Source organism: Bacillus sp. BS1807G30 (genome assembly GCF_040047675.1).
GTDB classification, from domain to species: domain Bacteria; phylum Bacillota; class Bacilli; order Bacillales; family Bacillaceae; genus Bacillus; species Bacillus altitudinis.
The window spans coordinates 1600513-1626402 of record NZ_CP157353.1 but is presented as its reverse complement, the minus strand read 5'-3'; the positions used below and the strand labels follow the sequence as shown (position 1 = coordinate 1626402).

Genomic DNA, 25890 nt, shown 5'->3' with positions numbered 1-25890 from the left:
TCATCCATTGAATGTTAAACTAATTTTAATGCTCGTAAGCTTTCTGCAATTTGAACGGAGTTCCATGCAGCGCCTTTTAGCAGGTTATCAGATACAATCCACATATGGAAGCCATTTGGACGATCCAAATCCTTCCGAATGCGGCCGACAAATACGTCGTTTTTACCAACAGCATCTGCAGGCATTGGATAAATTTGCTGAGACGGATCATCTTGTAATGTGATGCCTGGTGCATCTTTTAGGATGGACTTGATGTCATCAACCGTTGCGTCATTTGATTCCAGTTCAACGTAAACCGATTCTGAATGACCCGTTTCAATTGGCAGTCTCACACATGTTGCCGCTACTTGCAGCTCTGGCAAGTGCATGATTTTTTTCGTTTCATTGATCATTTTCATTTCTTCAAATGTATAGCCATTGTCTTGGAATTTATCAATTTGCGGAATCGCATTAAAGGCAATTTGATAAGGCATGACTTCTGGTTTCACATCTTCTTTATTTAGAATGGCTTGCGACTGGCTGTACAGTTCGTCAATGGCTTCATGTCCTGCACCTGATACTGCTTGGTAAGTAGACACAATGACTTTTTTCATGCCATACGCTTGACGAAGCGGTTCTAGCGCCGCCACCATTTGAATCGTTGAACAGTTAGGGTTTGCAATGATCCCTTGATGGTCATGCAAATCTTTTTCGTTTACCTCTGGTACGACAAGAGGGGTATTTTCGTCCATACGAAAAGCACTTGTATTATCGACAACAATTGCACCTCGTTTGACCGCTTCAGGAGCTAGCGCTTTGGAAACATTTCCTCCCGCACTGAATAGTGCAATATTGACCCCTTCAAAGCTTTCAGGTGTTGCTTCTTGAACGGTATACTCTTGACCTCTGAATGTCACTTTTGTTCCAGCAGAACGTTTTGAGGATAGTAGAGTAAGTGTATCCATTTCAAAATCTCTGTCAGCTAGTGTTTTTAACATTTGTTGACCGACAGCTCCAGTCGCTCCAACTACAGCTACATGCAATCCTCTTCCCATCAGTAAAACTCCTTCCGACCCATCCATGATTCTTTTCTTTCGGATGGCCATCCTATGACTTTTTACATTTTATTTTACCATAGAAAAGCAAGGCTTGAAGTACCTTTTTTGAATCTTTCATGATTTTCTAGTGAATCTATTATTCGTTTGATCCAATTAAAATGGGCTGAATTTGTCTATGCTCGAGCGCCTCTTCTACTGTTTTCGTCAGTAGATCCATATGCGCTACCATGGAAGTCGGTTTTTTGAATGGATCATCTTGGCCGAATGGAATAAAGAAAATGTTCTTTGTCGACATGAGTCTCATGAGATTTGTACCATTTAAACCTAATGCATCATTGGTGGAAATGCCTAAAACGACAGGGCGATGATTACGAATGGTCGCCTTAGCAGCCATTAAGACTGGACTGTCTGTCAGTGCATTTGCAAATTTCGCCATTGAATTGCCTGTTAAAGGCGCAATGACCATACAATCAAGTGGAAGTTTAGGTCCGAGTGGCTCTGCTTTGACGATTGAGTCAATCGCTTGAAATCCTGTCAGCTTCTCAATCCGCTCAATCCAGTCCGCTCCTTCTCCGAATCTCGTATTTGTATTCTGCACCGTATACGACACGACAGGACGAACTTCTGCCCCTTCTTTCACGAGTGATTCGATTTGCGGAAAAACGGCTTCGTACGTGCAGTGGGAACCTGTTAAACCAAAGCCGATTCTTTTCCCTTTTAGTGTTGTCATGATTCCATCCCCCTTTTTTCCTCCGCAAGTTCACATAAGAGCCCAGAAAGCACTTTTGCAATGATCTGCCCGGCTGTCTTTGGTGCCACAATCCCTGGAAGTCCTGGTGCAAGAAGCGCCTTCACTCCATGCTTTTGTGCAAAGTCAAAGTCTGTTCCACCTGGGCGGGAGGCGATATCCAAAATGAGTGTCTTTGGTGTCATGCTGACGATGACAGATGAATCTAATACTAAGCTTGGAATCGTATTGATGATGATGTCGACATCCGTTACTTCATCTTTTAAACGGTCCATTGAAAATGGATCAAGTCCCATCTCAAAGGCTCGCGCTAAATGGGCTGTATCCGCAGCACCAACTTTCACTTCCGCACCTAGCGCCCGAAATGTGCGGGCAATGGTGAGCCCTGTTCTACCAAGCCCGAGAACAGCGACATGTGACCCATGAATCGTATAATCCGTTTGCTGAATGGCCATCATGATAATCCCTTCAACTGTTGGAATAGAGTTATATATGGCAATATCATCTCGCTCAAACAGCTTCACAAGCTTCCGGTTCACCTGCTTTGCCATATTGTCTAAGTACATATTAGAAATACCTGAGTACAAGGTACAATGTGCAGGGGTTCTTTCTAAATATTTAGCTTCTAGCACGACCTTCTCATTTGAAAAAACGGTGGCAACGACCCCTTCGTCTGTAGCACCTGATACCGGAAGGATCATACTGTCTACCTGCTCAAATGGAAGCTCTGACATTTTCAGCTTTTCAGCACCAATAAATCCATGATCCAGCTGATCAAATCCGACCAAAAACACTTTGGCATGCTGCTGTGACAGCTTGCGAATGATTTCAAGCTGCCTAGCATCTCCCCCGATCACCGCAACCGTTAAACCGCTCAACATACTGACCGTTCACCTTCTTTATTTAAAAAAGTCTGTAATATTTTCCGAATCTCCCTTTCAGCATATGAGGAGAGGATTCAGCCTGTGAACAAATCGGGGAGAGAAAAGAAAAAGAGCACCCATTTATGATGGGTGCTCTTTTTCTCCGTGCGGCTGAAGTTCTTCAGGCACATCGAGAATGATCATATCTGATCCTATTTTTTGAATGTGATTCCACGGAACGCGGATGTCATTTCCTTGTTTTCGAAAGCCAAACCATTTGACGGAAGGTATGATGAGTGCTGTAATTTGACCGTCCTGTTCATTTATTTCAAGGTCGGTTTGTCCAAGCACGCCAAGCCGCTCCGCTCTTTTAATATCGACGATCTCTTTTCCTGACAGCTCACTCAGCCTCAAAATCGCATCACTCCCCTTCCATATCATATATGCAGCAGGCAAGGGGAATAGACCGGGCCTCTTAATGACTAGTTTGGAGCGGAAGACGCGCCCCTTTGATATAGTGATCATGCCATAATTCCAAGTTGTAAAGCATCCACACTTTTTGGTCCGCTCCATTTTTGTTCTTCTGATTCGAATGATGTCGCAAAAATTGTTCTAGCGGCTCTTTTTGAAATAATTGTGTTGCAAAGCTTTGTTGATCAAGAAGTTTCTCTTCGATTTCTTCCATTCTTTTGTTCATCCAATGATACACCGGAACCGGAAAACCCATTTTTCTTCTATATAATATACGCTTATCCACCGTTTGCTCCATTGTCTTTTTCAACATATATTTCGGAATATCTTGGACCTCACTTGTTTTAAGGCTCGATTGAAAAAATGCTTGCACTCTGCTAGGTAGCCCTTTATAAGGAAGTTTGTACTTGAAAGGCATATCGTTGACAAATTGGATGATGCGATGATCAAGAAACGGTACACGTGCCTCTAGTCCGTGTGACATCGTCATCATATCAAGCCGGTCTAACAAGTTGGGTAAATGGATTTGTTGAAATAAATAGAGCAGTTTGTTTTCATACGACGCCCCTTCCATCTCTTGAAAGCAATGGGCGATCAATTGATTCATGTGCAAGTCAGCAGAATCAATTGAATGAGCGTGCTGACCTAAGAGCTGCTCTTTTTCGCTATCAGTAAACCAAGCATATCTTTTTTTATAATGTTCCATTTCCCCATCAAGATGGATAAATTGATGCACCTGCTGCTGAAAGGATGGTTCAAATAATACCTTTGAAAGGATGGATGACAGCTTTCGGTTTTTTTGAAGCCATAAAACTTTACGCCAATCTGCCGGACTCCTAAATACACGTCCATACCCTGCAAACAATTCGTCCGCTCCTTCACCACACAAAACAACCGTTACATGCTTTTTTGCTTCACGTGACATATGGTAAAAAGCGACTTCATGAGGAATGGAAAGAGGATGATCTCTTCGTTTCACAACTTCTGGCAATAATTGAAAGTACTCTTCTTCACTCATTCGATGTGAGTGAAGCTTGACGTTGTATTGTTCTGCTGCGAGCTTGGCATAGCTTTCTTCAGAAAAACCTTCCTCTTCAAAGCTGGTCGAAAAACAGTGAATATTCTCGTTCGCATATTTGGACATCAAAGCAACAATAGAAGTCGAATCCACTCCTCCACTCAAAAAAGCTCCTACAGGTACATCAGACATCATTTGTTTTTGCACACTATCTTGAAGTAATTCAAACAATCCCTTTTGATAATAACGTTCTCCCCTGTCAATTCCATCAGATGGGAAAGGATATTGCCAATAGGCCTCTTTTGTCATTCCTGTTTCATCTATTTTCAAGATGACACCTGGGGGTAATGTTTGAATTCCTTGAAAGAAAGTTTGCTCGCCAATCGCATAACGGAAGGATAAATAACTAAGGACAGCCTCTGGCTGAATGGCAATTTGTATATCTGGATGCTGAAGAAGAGCCTTCATTTCCGATCCGAAAATAAGCCCTCCTCCACATTCTGAAACATAAAGCGGCTTAATCCCAGACCGGTCTCTAAATAAAAAGAATTCTTTCTTCTTTTGATCCCATATCGCAGCTGCAAACATTCCATTTAATTGCTCAATAAAAGAAATCCCATATTCTTCATAGCCATGAACAAGTACTTCTGTATCTGTCAGCGTACGAAACGTATGACCTTTATTCCATAAGTCCTCTCTTAATTCTTGGAAATTATAAATCTCGCCATTTAAAATCACACAAATAGACTCATCTTCATTCGTTATTGGCTGCGGCCCAGATTGAATATCGATAATGGAAAGCCGCGTATGAACCAAACCAACTGAGTCGTCTTGATATACACCACTATCATCAGGTCCACGCACACTAAGTGCGTTTTTCATCTTCAGTAAGATGTGTGGATCAAGTAGTGCTTTGTTAAAATGACAATAACCTGCAATGCCGCACATAAACATGGCTCCCTTCCATCAATGATCTGACTGCTGGATCGTCATTGCGAAAATATGCATAAATGGATTATCTTGAAAGCGGATTTCATCAAAAACGATTTTTTGCGAGAAGGAAAGCGAATCAATCCATAGGTTTGATGTCAAATGGTGATTGATGCCGGCTACCGTATGAATATAATCAAATGCATAAGCCAATCGATCATCAAATGCAGGTTCACGTTCAATCACATCGGTTAATGAAAGACGAGACTCCAAGACAACGGTCCCCTCTCGTAATAATGTCATCTTTTCGTAGAGATTACCATTAGATGAACAGCCAACGACATGGAGCGCTTCTGCTTCAACTGCCTGAAGTTGAATAGATTGACCCTCTAATTCAATATTGTCTCCTTGATCTTGATAAATGAACTGAAAAGGAATGCCTTCGACCAAAGAGTCTTTCACGTTCATGACCAACTCAGCCGGCAAAGAAGCCCCGCCAATGGTTAATTGGCCTTTTTCATATTCATTTTGATATGTGATGCCTCTGTTATTGACATAATCATGAAGAGTGAGGGGTTGATAGGTTTTCATTTTGAATCACCTCTTTTAGTTGCGTGAGAAGGCTTGTCTCCACTTCTAATGTTTTTTGAAACCGATTCGACGTCCTTTCAATCATACTGCGAGGATTTTTGCTGAGGCCGACTCTAGCTGTAAAATTAGCAAGCACTGTCCAGCTTTGATAAGCATCTTCAAATGCTTGAATAAGGGGTTGTAAATGCTCTTTTTCATATGATGATAAAAATGTCACCATATGTTTTCTGGAGTTGGCGACATCCTTTAGTCCTTCAAAATAAACATTGTCTAATAAATTACCATTTTCATCACCTTTAATACTATCAATATAATCTCTTTGAATGACTGAAATTGCGTCAAGACCTGTGATAGCTCCAGGCAATTCAAAATGTGGCGGTGCACCTTCTAATATGGCGACATGCTCTTTTAAAACTTTCATTACATCCGGTTCTTTCTCAAGATCAACCTGTTTGATCCATTTATAACGATTTTCGGTTCGAGGCGTATGTTCGTAGACAGAGCGTGCGGCTTTCATCAAATGATCTTTACTCAAAGTGCCATGATAAGAATAAGCATGGTCACTGATCACTACATGATCATCATTCACCTCAAGTACTTCCAATGTATGATATCCGTGTTCTCTTTCAAAAAATGGACAGTACGGTAATTCAAATATATCTAAAGAAACAGACACAGTGCCTCTCTTTGGATGCTGTTTAAATACCCGATTCATATAGAGGTCTAATTCCTCTTCGGTGTAAAAAATTTCTTCTAAATGAATGCCATTATGATGCAGAATATCTTCACGAAAGTGTTTAAAGGAACCGATCAAAACAAATCCTTGGTCTTGAGATCTATAAACAAGACCAGCTTGCCTCCAAATCCTGTCGATTTGAATTCCTTTTCTAAGAAGCATGGCTGCAATCGTTAATTGAGAACAGTTTAAATAATTGTTTCGGTAAATAGGTGCTGCAGTAGCCACATATGTCTCCTCCTTTTTTACGCCATCATACCCAGCGATTTTTTAACGGGATAATGCCCAGCTCTTTTTTCGCAATCACTTCTTTTAATACATCTTCTGAAGGCGGATGAAATTTTGCCGCTTTCACATCTCGGCTTAAGCGCTCGAGCAAAGATCCTTGCTGTAATGAAGAAAAACCCTCGACCTGAGAAGCCAGCTCCACGATTTCTTCTGCCGCCTGCGTCACAAAGTGTTTAGTAATCAGCGTCTTCGTATACAACTCACTCGAGTAATGAGTTTGTTGCTTTTCTCGATCTGCTTGCTGGGCACAGGCCATGAGCTGAGAATGTGCAACATCTAATTTCATTTTCATATCTGCAATACGAAATTGTTGACCTGGTAAAAAGGCTGATTTCTTCTTAGAAATTCGATCATTCCTTTTATATGCCATACCGAGGGCATGTTCATATGCTGCCTTTGCAATCCCGTAATAAACAGCGGTAACAGCTAAACGAAACCAATAGATTAAATGTTCAGTATCTTCTATTGCGTAGCCTTCCCGCCCGATGAGCTGATGATCGGGTATAAACACTTGATCAAAATGAATGTGATGACTCATCGATGCTCTCATTCCCGAATAATTCCACGATTCCTCCACCTCAGCACCTTCACTCGGTAATGTCATTAAGAGCGCCGTCATTCCATATTGAGATGTGCATGACGACGGGGCATACTCACAATAGATTGGCAAATATTTAATGCGCGGTGCACCTGTCACAGTAAACTTAGTTCCACTCACAAGATATCCGCCATCTGTTTTTTCGGCGGTGATGGTTGGAATTCCCTCCATTTGCTTTCGCTGATAAATAAAAATCACATTCGGGTCGCTGACAGAAGCGATGAACTCTCCTGAATGCCGAATATCGTCAAATACCGAAGCCTGCTGCTCACTTGTCAGCACTTCAGAAAATGCGCCGAGCGAATAGTAATGCATCGCCATAATGAGACCAGTTGACGCACACCCTTTAGATATGTGTGACAACAAGGTGATCGTTTCTTCAAATCCATATCCAAGACCTCCGTCTTGTTTCGGCATATTGGCGACATGTAATCCACAATCAATCAGCTCCTCTAGATTCTGATGCGGGAACTGAAATTCGGCATCCAGCTGCCCTGCTCTTTCTGAAAATTGGTGAATGAGACGATCAATCGTTTCTTGTCGAAGCTCTGTCAGTTTCATCTTCACCCCTCCTTTGTCTAAAGAGTGATCTATTTTGTTTCAATAAGAGATCTTCCGGTGTCCCTCTATCTCGCACAACATAATCGTTCCCCTCAAACAACAGTAGCTCAAGCGGCGAAGAATGACCTAAAAATAAGGTGGGGCTGTAGCTCAGTCCATATGCACCAGATTTCTCAATACAAAGAAGATCCCCTACTTCCCCTTGCGGAAGCTCCACCTGCCTGCCAATTAAGTCTTCTGGTGTACAAAGCGGACCAACAATTGATTGTTTCACTACGTCTGCGGCGGTGTTGCTGGAATGTTTAATAAGCCGCATAGGGTAATTATTGCGGAGCAGTCTGCCTCTAAACGTCATCGCTTGATGATGATGCATCCCGCCATCTGCTATTAAAAACGGCTGCCCTTTTGATTCTTTTACATATTGTATGGTTGTTAAATAAACACCACATTCTGCTAAAAGAAATCTCCCCATTTCTATAATAAATCTCGGAAATTCAAGCTCCGTTTCATATGATCTAATCAAATCCGCTACGTGTTGAAATAGCCTTTCAGCATGTAGCGGTGTTTCATTTTGAAAATACGGAATGCCAAAACCGCCACCTAAATCAACCATCTGGCATGTTCGTCCATATTCATTCTTGATTCGAACAGCTGTGTTAAGTGTGTATTCAAACGATGATAAAAGCGATGTTTCATCAAGAACTTGAGTTCCCAGATACATATGGATACCTTTAAATAGCAGCGAATGATCATACTTCTGAAACAGATCAAATACATCATTCAGTTTAGATTCATCTATTCCAAACGGACTTGGAACTCCGCCCATTTTTATTTTGGCTCGTGATTCAATTGATTCTGGATTGATCCGAATGCCTACTGATGCCTGCTTATCTTGACGTTTTGCAGACTCAGCGATGTAGGTGAGTTCTTCCTTAGATTCGGCGATAATACAATAGATCTCATGCTGAACAGCGGTATCAATCTCTTCCTTCTGCTTACCCGGTCCAGAAAAAATGATATGCTGCGGTGAATAACCTGCTTTTATCGCCATGAAAAGCTCTCCTTCAGAAGCCACTTCTATACCAGCCCCAAAAGACCGTAACAATGATGCAATCGAGACATTTCCATTGGCCTTAAATGAAAAGAACACCTCAGCTGTTTGATGGAGCCATGATGTAATGTGCTCATAGTGCTCTTTCAATGCATCTCCATCGTATACATACATCGGCGTCCCATAACGATTTGCTTTCTCTAAGAGCGTAAAGTCATTTTCCAGCACATCTCCTCCTCCTTTCTGATGAAAATTCCATCTCATCAAACATTGTCAGCATATGAATCTGCTTGTCCTTCTTCATATGGTAAAACAAGATAAACAATCGATAGTGCCACGTATCATCAGATCTCGTCTTACCAAAAGTATAAATAAAGAACCCGCCATCTTCTCCCGGATTGAGTGCTTCTGTTACCTCCGTTAAGACATCTTCAAATGGCAGGTCAGCGCTGCATGAGAATCTTTTAAAGCGGCTTTCGATATATTCGTAAGTTGAAAAAAAACGACAAATCAGTGGGAGTAAATAAGTGACCTGTGTGAACCGGGCATTTATTTCGATGATCGGTATGAGCTGTTCATTTTCATCAATAATTGAATCGACACCAACCACACCACGATACCCTTCATCATAAAGAAGCTCTATGATTCGATGCATGCTTGCTTCGTATTCACGTTTTTTGTCCAATTCATACACAGGCGCAAAATCCGTGCCTAAGTAAATGCCGTCCTCATTAATTTTCTGCTCTGTAATGGAGAGTAAGTGTGACCCCTCCTCTTGAATGAGCAATTGGGCATTTAAGGACCGTTTAATCGGATGCCATCCCTCTAAGAGCAAATCCGTTTCGATATTCCTTCTTTCAATAAAGGTCAGCAGCTGCATAAATTCTCGGTCATTTTTTAAAATACGCAGCCCCTTCCCAGATGATCCATAAGGTATTTTCAGAACCATTTTTGAGAAATTCTTCGCCTTTAATTCTTCATACGTCTGTTTTAATTCGTCAGCATGATGACAGATAGCTCCGCACGTGACGTTAAACAGATGTTCTTCTGCCCATCTTCTAGTAGAAATCTTATGATTGAACCGCTTTACGAGTGTAGCATTTGAGCCGTATATCGTTCTTTTTTCAATCAATGCTTCTTTTTCAAGGGATTCATCTAAAAGATACGGTACAATCAGTCCATTTAATGTAAATGCATGGTCTAGTTGAGTCATATGCGGAAGCTGGACACCTTGATTTTCCAAATAGGCTAAAAAAGCTTTATCAGGCTGATGATGCAAGATGACATGATGCTCTTTAGATGCAATCAAAAGCAGTTGTTGTTCTTGCTGAAGAACCAGTTCATTTTGAACATGATCTGTCATGACTGGTAAAGCTCTTGTTTGATCCCAGCTTTGTTCTTGATTCATATTCCCATACCAAATCACGTCATTTCTTCCCTTAAAATCAAATAGCGATGCCGGATCTTTCATGACACTACTCCTTATGCACAGAATGCTTGTTAATATCTAAAGATCGATTAATATGAAAGAATCGTTTGCGAATTGGTTGATTCCAAGTATGAACGACATCATTTGCATCCAGCACTTCGGATAAATAAGTAAGCGATTCAGGCTGAAGTGCGTTCATGACAAGTTCAGGAATCGTTTGAGGAAAGACCTCATTCACATAATGAAAAGCAAAATAGACCATCTTTTCAAAGCCATACGCTTTCGTCTGGCGGACAAACAAATCCACATCGAGTAGGTCTTCCTTCATAAACATGCCATATATATCTAGCAGTTTATAAAGCAGTAAGTCTTTCATTGACTCCACTTCATTTAAATAAATCGCTTCTTTATAAAAATGAATACATAGGAAAAGAAGCATATCCTCTTCTTTTAAAGACCATACATCGTGCTGATCAACAGACGTTTGAATTCGTCTAGACAGCATTTCTTTGACGATTGAATCCGTTCGGTTCCCTGTCATGAGATCAACTGAAAACTGAACATCAATTTTATGACAATCAATAAAGCGGCAATCTGGTGTAGGTTTCATATAGGTGTAGGTTTGATGTGAGTTCATGATGAGGTAAAGGATGTCTTTGCGTTTGGCAGGTGTGACTGTCTCCGTTTCATAGTTCCAAGAACCTTGAATATAACCTAATTCGTTTAATACGCGTCCAGTTTCTTGCAGCTGATCTTGTGAGATAAAGAGATCGTTGTCTCCAAATAAGCGAAGCCCAACATCACCGTAGGCCCACTGGCCAATCACACTTCCTTTTACAATGGCATACTCAATTCCTTTTTGATCAAGTGCTTGAAATAACTGATCATTGAACTTGATATTGTCTCGAGCCGTTTCTAATTGACCCTTATACATAATCTCTAGTGACTTTAAAAAATAAGTCGCTTTAAACTCTTTTCTTAAATGAATGGCATAACGTTTAATATTCTTCCACGCAATTCCTGCTGTCCGGTGAACATGCAGCATTCCGAGAATGACATTCCAGTCTTGCTGCTTATACAAAAGCTCCTGCATCTCTTCAATTTGACTGGCTTTTAAAAAAGGAGTGGATAAGATGAGAGCTGTATGTTCTTCTTGAGTCAGATTACTTTGCAGCATAGCGCTCCTCCTTTAAATGACGCATGTCTTTCGGCCAATCCTTTCGATTTCGACCGTATGTTTGTAAAAACACTTGAACCCAACGATCGATCCCAAATGCCGCACAACCTGAATAAAGCGGCATACCATCTTCTCCGCTAATATGGAACCTTTCGCAAAGCATCTCTCCGCAGTCATTAAAAGAAGCGATCGAAACGTCTTTCTTTTCTGTCACAGCGACTAATTCATATTTGCTATTAGCCATTAATTGATAATTCGCTTTATCCATATCATCATAAAAGAAAAAAGGGTCATTTGCGGTCGTGACCTTTCCACTTAGACCAAGTTGATGAAAGCATTCCCATGTGTTTTCAAGGAGTGTTTTTCTCGTTTCATTGATAAATTCTTGATGACCAATAAAGACAATTTCGCGCATACTAAATTCTATTTTCCTGAGAGGGTCCACTTTCCAAGAGATTTCATGTCTAAAACATTGCCCCGTTGCTGTCATCATTTGATTGTCTGTATACGTCTTCCCTTCCCATTCCTCATAGCAGTGATAACAAATACACGGCTGTAAAAAACGGCCTGCCTGCTGGAAGTGTTCAGGCTGAAAACCATGATGCTTTTCTCGAATATCATCAATGATTTGATAATCATGAGGGATCTCAAAAACAGAATAAATATTTTGCGGAAAATTCGTATGATACTTACATTTTTCCATTAAATCTTTACTGATCGTCGAAGGATATCGCCTTACTTTTGCTCCAAGTGAAATCCCTATATTTAAAAATAATTGATCAAAGTAGTTTGAAAGTTCCAATTCAACTTCATCATAGAAGGTTCTTTTCTGATCTTCCTCGCTTAGTTTTGAATGAACAGACTCACTAGATAAATGAATATTTGATTTTATTTCTTTTTCACGAAATCTCCGCAGCTGTGCTATATTTGACGATAGATTCGAAAACGCAGTTGATATTGCCTCTTTGTCTCCCATTTTATCTACGGTTACTTCAATCATAGATTCCTCTTCGTTAAGAGCCACGTGCACAATATGAGCAGATAGAAATGAAACTCTTTCCATAAAATCCGATATCATTGTATCTTCTAATGCTTCTGGTAAAGGCAGTTGAAGGGTCCTCAACTAAATACCTCCCTTTTCATTGATAACGTGCGTCGTTTCAAATGATTGTAAAACTTTATATAGATAATCAGAAATAGGCTCCTGTAAATGAACATCACTCAACTCAATCGCCGACGGATGACTATCTTGAACGGCTAGCCCCCACTTGGCCTTCTTCAGCATCAGCCTGTCATTATGACCATTTCCAAAGGCAATCACACGATCTAAATCTCTTTCTCCAAAACAATCGAATAAATGGTGCTCAAGCATGTCTGCCTTACAAATCCCTTTTGGAGATATCACTTGAGCATTTAAAAACTGGGCATCTGCTACGTCGCAATGACAATTTTTTAATTGATGAGCAAGATCCACTTTTTCTTTTGGTAAAATAAATAGTTTAGTTACATGGTCAAAGCTAAATTCTTTCTTGTGACCAACCTCTATTTTTTCTCGTGGAAAGGTGTATAGCATGCAGTATTTCAACTTAGCGCTTTTACTTGATGCCACGTGCTTTCCATGAGATTCCATGACAAATTCAGCTTTTCCATCAAGTGATGTGATGATCTGTTGGCATAAAGCTGCATCTACATACTGCTTCACCTCAAATGTTTTCTTTTCATGATGACAAATGACATTCCCATCATTCAGCAAAACATCATGATGAAATAAGGCGAGTAGAGATCGATCTAAATCCAGAGAGAAGAAAGAATCATAGGTTCTTCCTGTCACAATAATGGGTATAATGCCTCTTTGGCGCAGCATGTTCACTGCGCCATGGACATCACCAATAAGCTCGCCTCTGTCATCAATTAATGTTCCATCCAAGTCAAAAGCGGCAAATTTTATCTTGCGAAGATTGAGTTCCGCTTCCACTGGTTACACCTTTTTCAGCTCAGCATTTGCCACATATTCATTGAACAGACGTAATGATTCTGAATCGACTTGTCCAATTGGTGGACTCTTAAATAAGAATGGGCAGACGTCATGTATGACACCGCTATGATTCATATCTTTCGCTGCTTTTGCAACACGCATCGCATTCGCAATGACACCAGCTGAATTCGGACTATCTTCTACTTGTAAACGAATTTCAAGTGAAATGTCAGAATCTAAAACCGAATTCCCTTCTAATCGCAGGAAGCAGACCTTATGATCCCCTAGGTAGCTGACATAACCATTTGGACCTGCTGCCACTTCACTGGCATCAATACCTGAAGCGAACAATGCTTTTCTCTTCGATTTTTGCTTACTCGTTGATCTCATAGGGTTGGCTAGGTTTAAAAAGTCCGTATTGCCTCCAACATTTAGTTGGTACGTATTGGTGATATCAATCCCGCGGGATTTTAATAGTTCAATTAAAGCTGTATGCAGTGTGGTTGCACCTAAGTGACTTCTTAAATCGTCTCCAAGGAGCGGGGTCTCCGACTCTTCAAACATTTTGACAAACTCAGGATCATTTGCCACCGGTTCAGGTGTCGCATTAATAAAGGCTGTTTGAGCGTGTGCACAGGCCTCTGCGTACACACGAACTGCTTCAAACGAACCTGTTGGTAAGAAGCAGACGAGTACATCTGCCTGAACATCTTTTAACCTTTGCGTCACATCATGTGTTTTCATATTCAGTGAATGTTCATGTGGTTGAATGCAATTGGACAAATCTCCTTCAAGTCCATCACATAAAGGACCTGCTTCGACGGTTACTTGGAAAAACGGAACATCAATATGTTTCACTGCAGCCGTTGGTTTAGTAAAAATGGCCTCTGATAAGTCTTTTCCGACTTTATTTTGATCTACTTCAAAAGCGGCAACAAATTCGACATCAGATAACTGATAGCCTCCAATGACGTCATGCATAACACCAGAGAGCGTATCCTTTTTTTCCTTAGCCAACTCAACAAATTGAACGATACTTGACGCACATGATCCTACTCCTGCAATTGCTACACGAACTTTTGTCATGTTCAAAACCCCTTTTTTATGAATTTATAGAGCCAATTTTCGCTTTTGACGAGATTGAAAAATACACCATTCCTGGTAACCTAATTCCTTCAGCGTTTGTTTCACTTTCAGCCAATCATCTGCCACGCGGTCGGGCTGATGAGCATCTGAGCCAAACGTGACATCCACACCATAAAATTTGGCTCGCTCTAATAGATCCATTGATGGATACCAGCCTCCGCAGTCTTTTGTTTTGCCAGAGGTATTCACTTCAATCACAGAACCACTCTCCGCAATGACTTTTAGCGCATCATCGACAGCTTCTGTTTTGAGATGAGCAATTTCTGGATAAAAACCTTTTAAGGCGTCAATATGACCCAAAACGTCGAACATTTGACTCTCAGCAGACATCTTAATCAACTGGTAATACGTCTCTTTTTCAATGATTGCTTGTTTCTCTGTGATTCGTTCCCAGCGTTTCCGATTAAATAGGTCGTATCCATTACTGACATGAACCGAGCCAATGATATAATCAAATGGATAATGTCGATACACGTCTCGGTAGAGGGCTTCGTGTTCTGGAAAATAATCAGATTCAACACCTAATAGCACGTGAATTTTCCCCTCATATTCCTTTTTCAATTGCAGGACTTCCTCTACATATGATTGAAATTCACTCTTCGCCATCGCTACCCATGGTTTAAAATGATCAGCCTCTTCACCAAAAAACGGGGAGTGATCCGATATTCCGATACATTCTAGGCCTAATTTGACAGCCTCATCGATATATTCTCTGATGTTTCCCTCCGCATGACCACAGCGCTGATGATGTGTGTGCAGATCAAATTTCATCAAAATGTTTACTCCTCTACATGGCAGTATAGCCGCCGTCAACCATTAAATTTTCTCCTGTGATAAAACTCGCTTCATCAGAGAGAAGAAAGATGACAGCAGATGCGATCTCTTCTGGATCAGCTGTTCGTTTTAACATGTGCATCCCTCCAATATCAGGGTGCTGATTTGCTTGATCTCTTGTCAACCCAAGTTCTTCCAAGTGAAATCGTTCGTTATTTTTGTTCCACACCGTACCCGGATTCACTGCATTCACCCGAATACCTGCATCCGCCAAATCCATTGCCATGCATCGCGTCATATTCACAACGGCTGCTTTTGTTGCGTTGTATGTTAAATATTTCGGCTGGGCAATATGACCTGAAATGGAGGCAATATTTACAATGGATCCTTTTCCTATTTTCTCCATGTAAGGTGACGTGTGTTTGACACATAGGGCTTGCCCCATAATATTTAAGTCCATGATGCGCCGCCATTCTTCAACAGTAGCTTCAAGGCCACGCATGATAAAAACGGCTGCACAATTCACAAGCATGTCAATTTTCCCAAAATGATCGACTGTTCTTTCTACCATTGAGACAATGGCTGCCTCATCAGCAATATCAGCTTCTATAAACAACACATCATATCCGTTTTCTTTGAGCTGTTTTTCTGCTGCTAGTCCGTAATCTACATGGTGATCAGCAATGACGACTTGCGCACCTTCTTGTGCTGCTCGTTCTGCGACCGCATATCCAATCCCCTGCGCCCCGCCTGTCACAATCACTGTCTTTTCTTTCATTCCTCGCATGTAGCTGCCTCCTCTTACCACTGAAGTCTTTTACCGTCTCTTAGTAACTCTCCTGTTGGTCCATCTCGGGGGAGCTGTGCCGCCCATACGATTCCTGATGCACCTTCCTGTACAGTTTTAACAGCCTCTGATGTCCCCATGTCCGTTTGTACCCAGCCAGGACACACCGCATTCGCAAGAATAGAAAATGGCGCCCCCTCTAAAGCCGTGACTTTTGTCAGAACGTGCAAAGCCGCTTTTGACATCCTGTAGTAAGGACCGCTTTTTCCGTCACGCCTAACATCGTTTGAAGCGGAGATGGCGGAGAGCCTTCCCATGCCGCTAGATACATTGACGATTCGTCCATATCCAGCCTCTTTCATGTAAGGGAAAACCGCCTTGGTCATTCTAGCTGCGCCATACACATTGACATTCATCGTTTCTTGAAGTGTCGATACAGGAAGATCTAAAAAAGATGGAAAGGCGTCATCCATTATGTTGTCAAGAAAGACTCCCGCATTATTAATCAGCACATCCACTCTCCCGTACGAATCCTTCATAAATGCAGACAGACGTTCAACCGATTCTTCGCTTGTCACATCCAGCTGGTATGGCACAACCTGCTCATTCATATCAGATGCAGCTAATTCGGCTTTTTCAATCTGCCGTGCTGTTAAAATGACAAGCATGCCATCTTGTGCAAGCTGTCTGCACACTTCTTTTCCAATGCCTCTATTTCCACCAGTGACAACAGCAACCTTCATATCCTCATCTCCTTTTGGAGATACCACTCTTCTTTCAGCTGGCTTGATGCAGATTCTAGCGCTTCCAAGGACCAATCAAGATACCAGTTCAATAAGTGAGGTGTGTAAGTATGCAGAAGGGTTAAATACCGCCCTGTCGGAATATATAAAAGTCTGATAAAACCAGATATAGAACGCCACTCGTTTTCAGATAAGTCATTGGCATATGCCTTTAAAAATTGAATCGTTTTCACAATATCTAGTTGAAATGTTCCCCGCTTGATTCTCGTTAACAAAAAAGCAGATATGGCTGCATCATAGATTCGGGGTCTATAACCTGCTGTATCGAAATCAAGAACCATGGCGAGCTTCTTATGACGGATGAGCAGGTTGCCAGAATGAAAATCACCATGTGTGACAGCATGTGGTAATGCCTCATACAGACTAGGATTTATCAGCGTGAGTACATTCATCAGCTCCTGTTCATACACTTTGAGCAAAGAAGCAGCCTTTTTAGAAGAAACGACTTTCTTTAATACACTTGCCGTTTGATCCAGTGTTTCGTCCGGTGAAGTTATCCAGTTTTTCAATTCACAGTTTGGGTTCACAGGCCCTTTCGGTAAGTTCTTTAATGAATGAAGTTGTCTTAATACCCGAATGGCTTCTTGTTCATCTGAACGATTTCCCATTTCATATGGCCTTCCTTCAAAATAGGGCCGCAACTGCCAAAAATGTTCTTTGAATAATATGGTTTTACGACCGTTCTCTGCCTCTATCATTGGTTGAATCGGGAAACCATGATCAAGCAAAGCATCTGTTAAATCTTCTAAATATTGAAGCCACTTTGCATCATGATTTCTCGCACATTTTTTTAAGACAAAGCGGGTTTTAGCATCCTCTACAAGCCAGCCTTCATTAGGACTTCTTCCGTTTAAAGGTGTTAAGCGGATTGGCTGTTCCGAAAACCAATATTTCAGGACATTATCAGCATCATCAGATTTCATCATGTCCTCACCCCTTTTTCTCAAGGTTTTTGATTTTCCTAAGTACCAGATCTGCCGCTTCCTGCTTGTCTATGCGCAGGCATTTCACACGTGATTCTTTTTTTAATTTGTGAAAAAGCTTCTCGTTTTGATGGAGCACCTCTGGATACACATGAAAGGCATATGAGAAAAATTGGAGCGCATTACCTATTCGCTCCTTATTTCCATTCCAAAGTTTCTCCCTTGTCATGAGCCGCTTGAACGTCCTTTTCATGAGACGGGGGAATGTTTTCCTTCTCTTCACATCAAGCCATATGATCGTATCAGCATATTCAGTCAAGATATGGTGAACAGATGAATATTGACCATCAATCACCCATTTCTTTTGTTTAACAACTTCATGGACGTTATCGATAAACAACTTCCTATCTGTTTTTTTCCAGTTCGCTTGCCAAAATAGGGCATCAAGCTCATAGTGAGGTAACATGAATTCCTTTTTCAAGTGATGGGCAAGGGTCGTTTTTCCAGATCCAGGTGGACCAACAATCCATATTCTCTGGCTAGCTCCTTCATTATTCAAGTGGTTCCCCCCTGTTACAGAACACGTTCATGCTTTTGAATGTCGTTTCTCACTTTTGTTAACAGATCTAATGATTCATCCCAATTGAGGTTTTCAGTTAATTCAAATACTGGCACTTCGCTTGAATGAATGGACACATCTTCACATAACAGATCTAGTGATTCCTCCGAAAAGCCATTTTTCTTTAACAACTGGCCAAAAAGTGTATGTGCGGGAGTCAGCCTTGTGTCAGGTGTACGAAAATAGTGAATCATTCCCGCCATTGCTTCTACAGGTCCTGGTGAAAGGTGAATGCCATTAAATCGAGTACACACGTTCGTTAAACCAAACCGTTTTTGCTCCGAGAGCAGCATGTGTTTAAAAGAACCTGCTTTTGCCTCTTTAGGGTCCGTTGCACCGATAAAGTCTTCTCTTAACATCCTCATAGGCTTCTTTGAAAAACATTCCATGACGATAATAGACTTTGCAGGTGCAGTGAACCACTCAATTTGACAAGGGTGGAATGAATTGAGCAGAAGCATCTGTTCTCCATCCACCTCGGCCTTTATGGCGTATGTGCCCGCACCTAGCTTGTCCACCTTCAAGTTCCGTGTAAGAAGCTCTAAACCATATGGCGTAAGCTCTTCGTACTTTTGTAAAAATTGATGGCCTCCATATATGAAATGTTCCTTCTGTTTAAACTCTGGATATTTAAAGAACAGCATCTTTTTTGCCGTATCTGACAATTCACTCAGACCGTTTTTAGAGATTTTGTTCAGCATCCCATATTGTTTTTCTATTATTTTCTTTTCTTTCAAATATAAGTATGATACAACGCGCACGGCTCCTATTTCTACATCATGATTATCTAAGCGTAGGAGAAGTTCATCTAGTATTCGATCAAGCTGTACACCTTTATGGATACTGGTTAATTCAGGCTTTAGCATCAATAGAAGATGATGTTGATTCAATTGTTGGTGTTTTTCAATTTCATATGGATGAATGGTCACTGCCATTGGTTCTTTTGTATGAATACATGCATGAACGGCATCAATGACTTTTTCTTTCATCCTTATTACCACATTGTCACGCCTTTAAAAATTAAATCTTTTGTCACATCGCCCATCGAATGAACCGCATTCATGACAATGTCTTCAACTCTCTTTCTATCCACTTCATTTCCATCCCACTGTTCAATACGGACGGCAATTTCATCAGGGTTGTGGAGCGGTGCTTCTTTTGAAGTAAAGATATGCACTTCTGTTGGCTTTTGAATGGTCTCAAAAATTTGATCTGCCAATCGTTGCGCGAGCACTCCATACAATTTCCCTGTATGATCAAGCGGATTTTTACCAGCCGGCGCTTCAATACTCATAGACCGCATTGGGGTGATCAATCCATTTAATCGATTTCCTCTTCCGACAACACCTACATCGCCTGTATCTGCTACAGAACCAAGTGCTGTTAAGTACGGGCGACCATTGCGATCTGTTGCGTTCAGCATAAGATCAGGGGTAAGTCCTAACGTTTCATGAATATAGCGTGCGATTTGATCCTGACATTCTTTTTTACGGGCAAAATATTCCTCAAGACTATGAATATCTTTTGCTAGAAAAGGCATGTTTACTATGAGTTTGAAATCTTCATGACGTCTGCTTCCAAATATTTTCACATCCCAGCCGGTATCTGGGTTCACCTTTTTAAATTCTGGTCCATTCACATAACGCTCTGTATAGAGAACTAGCTTCTCAAGACGGCTTAACGGGGCATGAGCATGCAGTAAATTACAGTCATTTGAAACAAGCTTTGGATCACCAATCTCGATCATGTCTGTTTCAACCATCGGACGATATCTTGAATTTTTACGGCCAGCCCCTTGATGATCAACAATCCGGCAGTCAATGACGAGATGTTCGTTAGCATCAAATCCGGTCGTCACCTCTGATAACACATCTTTGGCTGCATCGAAAAGAATCTTTTTAAGAGGAATCGGCTCATCACCGTATGCGTATGCCCCTTTTCCAGCAAACACAACTTGATAAGGTTTGACCATTGTTCCTTTTCCGTACGTTACATCAGCATCTCCACCAAGAAGCATCACTTTGTCAAACCAGTGGTGTGCTACTCTGCCGAAATGTTCCATGCAATATTGAGAATAATATTGAGAAGCTCTTTCTGCGATGGCGTCACACATCGTATCTGGATGCCCTACTCCTTTACGTTCTACAAGCTCATATGGAATTTGTTCAATATCCTGGCCATCGCCTTTTAAAATATCAAGAATGGTTTTTTGAATTGTTTTCATTATCAATCGCCCGCTCTCTTTTAAAATATAAAAATATTGATTCTTTACCTTAAAACAACATGAAACATTTGGTAATATATATATATTCTGTATGAAAGAGGTGTCTATTTTGATCAATGAATCGATCCTACAACGCTTGCAAGATACAACCACTGACATGAAGAAGTTATTGAATCAACATCAAATTCCTGGCTGCTCTATTTGTATTTCTCATGAAGATAAGCACGTTTGGTCGTGGCATGAGGGCCTAGCTGATATTGAAAGCGGCACCCCTGTTACAAAAGACACAACCTTTCGAATTGGTTCAGTGACTAAGCCTTTTACTGCAATGGTCATGATGAAAATACGAGAGGAAGGATTGATTCAACTCGATGAGCCTATTCATACTTACGAACCTTTACTTTCTTTCATAAAAAGTCACATGTCTGAACCAATTCCACTCACTTTCCGAATGATTGCCTCTCATATCTCAGGCCTGCCCAAAACACTCGATAAAGCAACTCATCTGCGAGATATGACATTAGCTCAGTGCATGGAAATACTGACTATTTTTACACCGCCTTGGTCTATCATCAATTATTCCAGTCTTGGCTATTCAATTTTAAGTAAAGTACTAGAAAAAGTGAGTCAACAGCCATTTAGAGAATTAGTGCATACCCACATACTAGAACCGCTCGATTTGCAGCAAACTGGATTTATTGAAACAGCATCCACGGCCAAAGGGTATACCCTTTCTTCCTCTGGTCTTTCCGGCATATCCTATCCAAGTGCTGAAACACCATCTTGGGAGGACGGTTCAAGCGGACTATTCTCTACAGCAGACGATTTGATTCGATTCATTCAAGCTCAATACGACGGAAACCGTCTGCTTCATCAGCATTCGCTAAAAGAAATGCAAAGCCCCGTTATGGTTGAAGAAGATTTCACTAGAGGTGTTGGTCTATCATGGTTTTTGAGACCTTTTAACGGATTCACCTTAGCTGAACATAGCGGAGAAATTAAAGGCTTCACCTCCTATATTGGCTTCATTCCAAAGCGTAAATTAGGCGTTTGCATTCTCTTAAACTCTGACGAAAGGCTCGCACGGCCGATTGCCGACATGCTCTTTCAAATCATGCTGCCAGCAGATCACGAACAGATAAAAAAGCGTGAAGACCGGCTCAAACGAATGTTTAGACAATCGTCTCTTTAAATGGAACTCACTTTTTTGTTTAATAGATCTGGAATCGCGTCCTGGAGATACCGCGGATCACCCTCTAAATAAAAACATGGCATATTGAATAAATGATGGATCAGCTCAGATGCCTTTTGTTCAAGAAAGGTATCTGACACATGCCGAAGGCCGAGCCAGCCTTTTAAATAGTCAGGATCTTCTGGTTCTCTTATATTGGCGACCATGATATCTTTTGCTCTCTGATCATCGTTTTTTACTGGTACAAGCCTGATCTCACCTGAACCTATTTTGAGTGAAGGAAAAATCACCATATTTACTTTCGTAGAGCTCCGAATCGTTGTTCCTGTCATGTCAGCAGCTTCTTTTGGTGTAATTTCAAACTTACAGCCGCTCGCCCATTTTTCTTTTGCCTCTTCCTCTGTTGATATGGTTTCATCCCATATTCTTTTATCTTGAGACCGGCTGAATTTTTTGTTTTTCAGTTCCTGTATATTTGTTGTGGCTTGGACGGTTCCTACTCCAAGCGCCAAGCACATCGGCCATCCATACACAGTAAGTTCCTGATCTTCAAGCACTGAAATAGAACGATCGTTTGTGATAAAATCTGCTCCCCCATGATGCAAAAACTGCCACATAGTAGTTGACTTCCCGGCACCTTTATCGCCAATAATTAACGCTCCTTTTTGGCCATCTTCAAAAGAGACAGCCGCTGCATGCGTAAAGCATCCACCTTGGTTTTCTAATGTTCTAAGGGCAATTTCTCGAACGATTCGCAGTGGACAGCGTATCGCAGATTCATTATTGTTTTTTCCAATCACAGCATAACGCCCTTTATCCACCGCCACACTGTGCGGCTCGTCACCTTCATGCGAGGCAAACAATACTTGATCGTCTAATTTCAATCGTTTGTAAGTAAACTTCCTTTTTGCTGTAATCGTTTCACCCTTTTGAAAGCACGCATTGCGAACGGACTGTTCAAGCTCAGGATCAATGATAAACCGTATATCAATCTGTGAAGGCATATCCCCCACACTGTCTGGTTCTTTCGGGATATAATGTTCGATATCTTCAATTGCCAGCGATTCGGTTGATAAAATGTTAAAATGAATACCTGCAAACACAAATGATTTTTCATAAGGAAAATCGTTCTTTGGCTTTTCAAAAAGCGCTTTTATCTCCATATAGAATCCTCCTCTTCATTTTGCTACTGCCTTTCAGGGAACAGCTGTACGACAGGCTCCTCTTCAAGCTCATCACGATTATCCAAGCTGAAAAAACGCTCAACAAAAGATTTCTTCCACATTTTCGAAGAACCGAAATCATTTTCTCCATAGGCTTCTAAGAACGATTGGTCACTCATATCTAACTGCTGCAATTGATCGATATAGTTCGTTTGATACAATAAATCTACAAACGTAAACGTGTAAAAAAGTGCTTTCTCGGCCCCTAATTCCTTCGCTCTTGCTTGCAAAGCATGCCAATCAAGTTGGTTTTGCTCTTCAGCAAACTTGACGTACTCCCTTACATCGCAGAACTTAATCAAATTGAGATCTGCATGTAAATAGACATACTGTACATTTGTTGCTTCCTTGTATAAATGGAAAGCAAGATGAATGAGAAAATCTAAAGGTTCAAGCATATAAGTATCCGTTTGCAAAAATGACTTTTCTATAGCAGCATCTAGCAAGGCATTTGTAGCGTCGTAGTTTTTTTTCAGCTCAACATCGTATGAGAAATCAACACGGTGAACCTTCAAAAAGTCTTCTCCGCTTCGTTTAATATGTGAATAAAGATTCCCGGCATTCATTCTCCACATCATTTCTTCTTCTCGGGAAATCGGTATTTCTTGATCGGTTGCCCAGTCATATTTACCGATGATAAACCCTTCCTCCTTGAGCAATGAAGAAGCTCTTTTTCGATCATCTGGATGAATTAAGAAATCAATGTCTGACATCATTCGGAGTCCATAATCTTTGTAAACAAGAGGCGTTAAAATGGCTCCTTTAAGAGGGACTGCTTTCAGATTTTCTTTTCGAAATGTTTGTAAAAGACGCTTTAATTCCTTGAATCTCTCCATATTTTTTTGACGATTCCCGATATAATGATAATGAAGTAAAAATTTGTAGGTTGTCGTGATTTTTTTTTCATCATCAAGGCGAATCAAATGAGGCGTCATCAGTTGAAGTACCTTATGTCTTGATGCAAGTCCAATCAATTGAGGTACATCGATGCCGTCTTTTAATAAATCTCTCATCAACTCTTCTTCTTTTTCATTTAATTGAATACGTGAGCCAAGTAATAGCAGCCTCTCTTCATTTGAGAGAGTGGATTGATCCAAAACAGCCCGCATGTTGATTACTCCTTCCCGTATAGTGATTTAAATCTAGTGATAAATCGAGAGCGTTTCCCTTTTCGATTGACTGGTATGTCCAAATCATCCGTTAGTCTATGAAACCATTGATCTGCCTCATATGCTTTTTCACTGTCATATTCAATTTCTAATTCATGATCTGTGATGCCAAGATAGCTGCTTTGATCCAAATCCACTTTGATGCCTGTCTCGATATAAAAGGTAGTTCGTTCAGTAACCAATAGTCCTAACAACTCTGGCTGTTCAGTCATTGTAAAAGGTAAAGACGTTACGATGTTCTGTACATCTAGTTTTTGCGGTAGATCCTCAATAGGAAATGACTTTTCTTCTCTTACTCTTTTATAACCAGACGTTTGACTGGGACATTTGATCTCAAGTGTTCGTTTGCCGCTGGTTTGACGGATCCGTACGGTATAGCCATATCGTTTTAATAAAAAATCTGAGGTGTCGTAATAGTAATTGAAGTTCATTAAATAAGTAGGTTTATGATGTTGACTTAACATGTTGTAGATGTGTTGAAAATCTGTTTGTGACAACAAATATTTATACTCCTGCTCAACCATGACTCACCTCCAAAACGTCTTACACGACCATATCGGATTGTTCAAGAAGCTCTTGAATGAGAAAGGTTCCTTTCTCTAAAGAAGTAAATGCCTGTTTTAATGAATAACAAGGGATCTTTTCCGCTAGATGTTTAAGAAATGGTTCTAGCTCTTCGGGTGTCGGTAATGTGAAATATGGTAAGAGGAATTCATTATGTCTTCCAGGATTGATGACTGCGTGCTCCTTTAGACGTTCCCCTGCTTCATGTGGACTGATTTTCGAAAGTGTGGCGCCCGTTTGCCCATGAGGTAAAAACTCAGGAAACACCATGACATCGATTTTCCCCATTGTTTTGACTTCACGTGAAAACCATTTTTCTAATTCCTCCGGATAGACGAAATGATAGTTCTTATCATCTTCATTAAATGGATGACTCGATGTTTGAAGTCTATATGGTGTTCCAAGCTTTTCAATGGCTTCAAAAGAATCTTTCCGAATACTCATAGATCTCGGCCAACCAGCTCCTTTGTACTCGTTGTTCGTATATGAAATCCCTATATCATCGTTTGTGATGTACGTTGCATCGGTTAAGGATAACAAGGATAAAATGGTGGATGTTTTGCCCGCTCTTGATCCGCCTACTAGTGCAATCCCTTTTTGATTCATCTCCATCATGCCGCCATGCAAATAGACAAGTCCATCCTGATAACACAAAAGGCGAAGCAGTACTCTTATTAAACGCAGTGCGTGTTGGGCTGTCCATCTGACATCTTTTGGTTCATCTATCACAACGACTTTCTTCTCTCCGTGATACAGGTAGCGGCAGCGAGGTTCCATCTTGGTTTGATAAAAGACTTCTTCAAGTGGCACTTCTGTTTGAATGTCTTGTGCATATTTGCTCGTTAAAATCGTCCAAACGTCTCCTTCAAGTCTGTCTGTTATTTTGCTGCACTCAACATAGGGATGTACTTTACTGATGACTAAATTCTGAACTGATTCATCTGCCCCTAATACCACACGAACATTATTTTTTTGATAGCTTACATATGACAA

At 40.9% G+C, this 25890-nt stretch carries 26 protein-coding genes; 1 reads left to right on the top strand and 25 read right to left on the bottom strand.

Going from position 1 to position 25890, the window contains the following annotated elements; all coding sequences use genetic code 11:
• Positions 1 to 14: 14 nt before the first annotated feature.
• The 21 genes from asd to ABG082_RS08210 form a co-directional block, all read right to left on the bottom strand.
• A complete protein-coding gene (gene asd / locus ABG082_RS08310; protein ID WP_019744172.1) occupies positions 15 to 1034 on the bottom strand; it encodes an aspartate-semialdehyde dehydrogenase in 1020 nt (339 codons plus the stop codon).
• 139 nt (positions 1035 to 1173) lie between these two features.
• Entirely contained in the window at positions 1174 to 1767 is a 594-nt protein-coding gene (dpaB, locus tag ABG082_RS08305; protein WP_017367267.1) for a dipicolinate synthase subunit B, read from the bottom strand.
• Positions 1764 to 2666, bottom strand: coding sequence for a dipicolinic acid synthetase subunit A (gene dpaA / locus ABG082_RS08300; RefSeq protein ID WP_017359065.1), 903 nt, complete (start codon positions 2664 to 2666; stop codon positions 1764 to 1766). The genes dpaB and dpaA overlap by 4 nt, the downstream gene beginning before the upstream one ends.
• A gap of 123 nt (positions 2667 to 2789) precedes the next feature.
• On the bottom strand, positions 2790 to 3062 hold the full coding sequence (locus tag ABG082_RS08295) for a YlmC/YmxH family sporulation protein (RefSeq protein WP_008344726.1): 273 nt from the start codon (positions 3060 to 3062) through the stop codon (positions 2790 to 2792).
• Between the two features lie 61 nt (positions 3063 to 3123).
• Entirely contained in the window at positions 3124 to 5091 is a 1968-nt protein-coding gene (asnB, locus tag ABG082_RS08290; protein WP_348936751.1) for an asparagine synthase (glutamine-hydrolyzing), read from the bottom strand.
• A gap of 12 nt (positions 5092 to 5103) precedes the next feature.
• Positions 5104 to 5658, bottom strand: a complete 555-nt coding sequence (locus ABG082_RS08285; RefSeq protein WP_041507274.1) for a hypothetical protein — start codon at positions 5656 to 5658, stop codon at positions 5104 to 5106.
• Positions 5627 to 6622 (bottom strand): hypothetical protein, encoded by a 996-nt coding sequence (locus ABG082_RS08280; protein ID WP_348936750.1) that lies wholly within the window; start codon positions 6620 to 6622, stop codon positions 5627 to 5629. Before ABG082_RS08280 ends, ABG082_RS08285 begins: the two co-directional genes overlap by 32 nt.
• A 25-nt stretch (positions 6623 to 6647) precedes the next feature.
• The gene (locus tag ABG082_RS08275) at positions 6648 to 7841 is read right to left on the bottom strand and encodes an acyl-CoA dehydrogenase family protein (protein ID WP_113747373.1); all 1194 of its coding nucleotides are present in this window, start codon (positions 7839 to 7841) and stop codon (positions 6648 to 6650) included.
• A complete protein-coding gene (locus tag ABG082_RS08270) occupies positions 7807 to 9120 on the bottom strand; it encodes a type III PLP-dependent enzyme (protein WP_348936749.1) in 1314 nt (437 codons plus the stop codon). The genes ABG082_RS08275 and ABG082_RS08270 overlap by 35 nt, the downstream gene beginning before the upstream one ends.
• Positions 9107 to 10363, bottom strand: coding sequence for an ATP-grasp domain-containing protein (locus ABG082_RS08265; protein WP_136944362.1), 1257 nt, complete (start codon positions 10361 to 10363; stop codon positions 9107 to 9109). The genes ABG082_RS08270 and ABG082_RS08265 overlap by 14 nt, the downstream gene beginning before the upstream one ends.
• A 4-nt stretch (positions 10364 to 10367) precedes the next feature.
• Positions 10368 to 11498, bottom strand: coding sequence for a nucleotidyltransferase family protein (locus ABG082_RS08260; RefSeq protein WP_348936748.1), 1131 nt, complete (start codon positions 11496 to 11498; stop codon positions 10368 to 10370).
• Positions 11485 to 12621 (bottom strand): aminoacyl--tRNA ligase-related protein, encoded by a 1137-nt coding sequence (locus ABG082_RS08255; RefSeq protein WP_348936747.1) that lies wholly within the window; start codon positions 12619 to 12621, stop codon positions 11485 to 11487. The genes ABG082_RS08260 and ABG082_RS08255 overlap by 14 nt, the downstream gene beginning before the upstream one ends.
• Positions 12622 to 13473 (bottom strand): HAD hydrolase family protein, encoded by an 852-nt coding sequence (locus ABG082_RS08250; protein ID WP_348936746.1) that lies wholly within the window; start codon positions 13471 to 13473, stop codon positions 12622 to 12624.
• A gap of 3 nt (positions 13474 to 13476) precedes the next feature.
• Positions 13477 to 14559 carry a myo-inositol-1-phosphate synthase gene (locus tag ABG082_RS08245; protein WP_057079536.1) on the bottom strand — a complete coding sequence of 361 codons (1083 nt, stop codon included), beginning with the start codon at positions 14557 to 14559 and terminating at the stop codon, positions 13477 to 13479.
• A gap of 24 nt (positions 14560 to 14583) precedes the next feature.
• The gene (locus tag ABG082_RS08240) at positions 14584 to 15390 is read right to left on the bottom strand and encodes a histidinol-phosphatase (protein ID WP_348936745.1); all 807 of its coding nucleotides are present in this window, start codon (positions 15388 to 15390) and stop codon (positions 14584 to 14586) included.
• Positions 15391 to 15406: 16 nt separating this feature from the next.
• Positions 15407 to 16180 (bottom strand): SDR family oxidoreductase, encoded by a 774-nt coding sequence (locus tag ABG082_RS08235; RefSeq protein WP_048001546.1) that lies wholly within the window; start codon positions 16178 to 16180, stop codon positions 15407 to 15409.
• 14 nt (positions 16181 to 16194) lie between these two features.
• Positions 16195 to 16923: an SDR family NAD(P)-dependent oxidoreductase gene (locus ABG082_RS08230; protein WP_268439261.1), complete on the bottom strand. Its 729-nt coding sequence runs from the start codon at positions 16921 to 16923 to the stop codon at positions 16195 to 16197.
• Positions 16920 to 17909 (bottom strand): phosphotransferase, encoded by a 990-nt coding sequence (locus ABG082_RS08225; RefSeq protein WP_348936744.1) that lies wholly within the window; start codon positions 17907 to 17909, stop codon positions 16920 to 16922. The genes ABG082_RS08230 and ABG082_RS08225 overlap by 4 nt, the downstream gene beginning before the upstream one ends.
• Positions 17910 to 17913: 4 nt before the next feature.
• A complete protein-coding gene (locus tag ABG082_RS08220) occupies positions 17914 to 18465 on the bottom strand; it encodes an AAA family ATPase (protein WP_282833625.1) in 552 nt (183 codons plus the stop codon).
• A 14-nt stretch (positions 18466 to 18479) separates the two neighbouring features.
• Positions 18480 to 19514 carry a hypothetical protein gene (locus ABG082_RS08215; RefSeq protein ID WP_348936743.1) on the bottom strand — a complete coding sequence of 345 codons (1035 nt, stop codon included), beginning with the start codon at positions 19512 to 19514 and terminating at the stop codon, positions 18480 to 18482.
• 5 nt (positions 19515 to 19519) lie between these two features.
• Positions 19520 to 20749, bottom strand: coding sequence for a methionine adenosyltransferase (locus tag ABG082_RS08210; RefSeq protein ID WP_282833623.1), 1230 nt, complete (start codon positions 20747 to 20749; stop codon positions 19520 to 19522).
• A gap of 109 nt (positions 20750 to 20858) precedes the next feature.
• On the opposite strand from ABG082_RS08210, the gene ABG082_RS08205 reads away from it, so the two are divergent.
• Positions 20859 to 21941, top strand: a complete 1083-nt coding sequence (locus tag ABG082_RS08205) for a serine hydrolase domain-containing protein (protein WP_272511506.1) — start codon at positions 20859 to 20861, stop codon at positions 21939 to 21941.
• Here the strand turns inward: ABG082_RS08205 and ABG082_RS08200 are convergent.
• The 4 genes from ABG082_RS08200 to ABG082_RS08185 are packed head-to-tail and all read right to left on the bottom strand — an operon-like array spanning position 21938 to position 25890.
• Positions 21938 to 23104 carry a hypothetical protein gene (locus ABG082_RS08200; protein WP_254001240.1) on the bottom strand — a complete coding sequence of 389 codons (1167 nt, stop codon included), beginning with the start codon at positions 23102 to 23104 and terminating at the stop codon, positions 21938 to 21940. The genes ABG082_RS08205 and ABG082_RS08200 overlap by 4 nt on opposite strands.
• Positions 23105 to 23127: 23 nt before the next feature.
• A complete protein-coding gene (locus ABG082_RS08195; protein ID WP_057079545.1) occupies positions 23128 to 24273 on the bottom strand; it encodes a nucleotidyltransferase family protein in 1146 nt (381 codons plus the stop codon).
• Positions 24274 to 24278: 5 nt separating this feature from the next.
• Positions 24279 to 24857, bottom strand: a complete 579-nt coding sequence (locus ABG082_RS08190) for a CYTH domain-containing protein (RefSeq protein ID WP_057079546.1) — start codon at positions 24855 to 24857, stop codon at positions 24279 to 24281.
• Positions 24858 to 24876: 19 nt separating this feature from the next.
• The gene (locus tag ABG082_RS08185; protein ID WP_348936742.1) at positions 24877 to 25890 is read right to left on the bottom strand and encodes a hypothetical protein; all 1014 of its coding nucleotides are present in this window, start codon (positions 25888 to 25890) and stop codon (positions 24877 to 24879) included.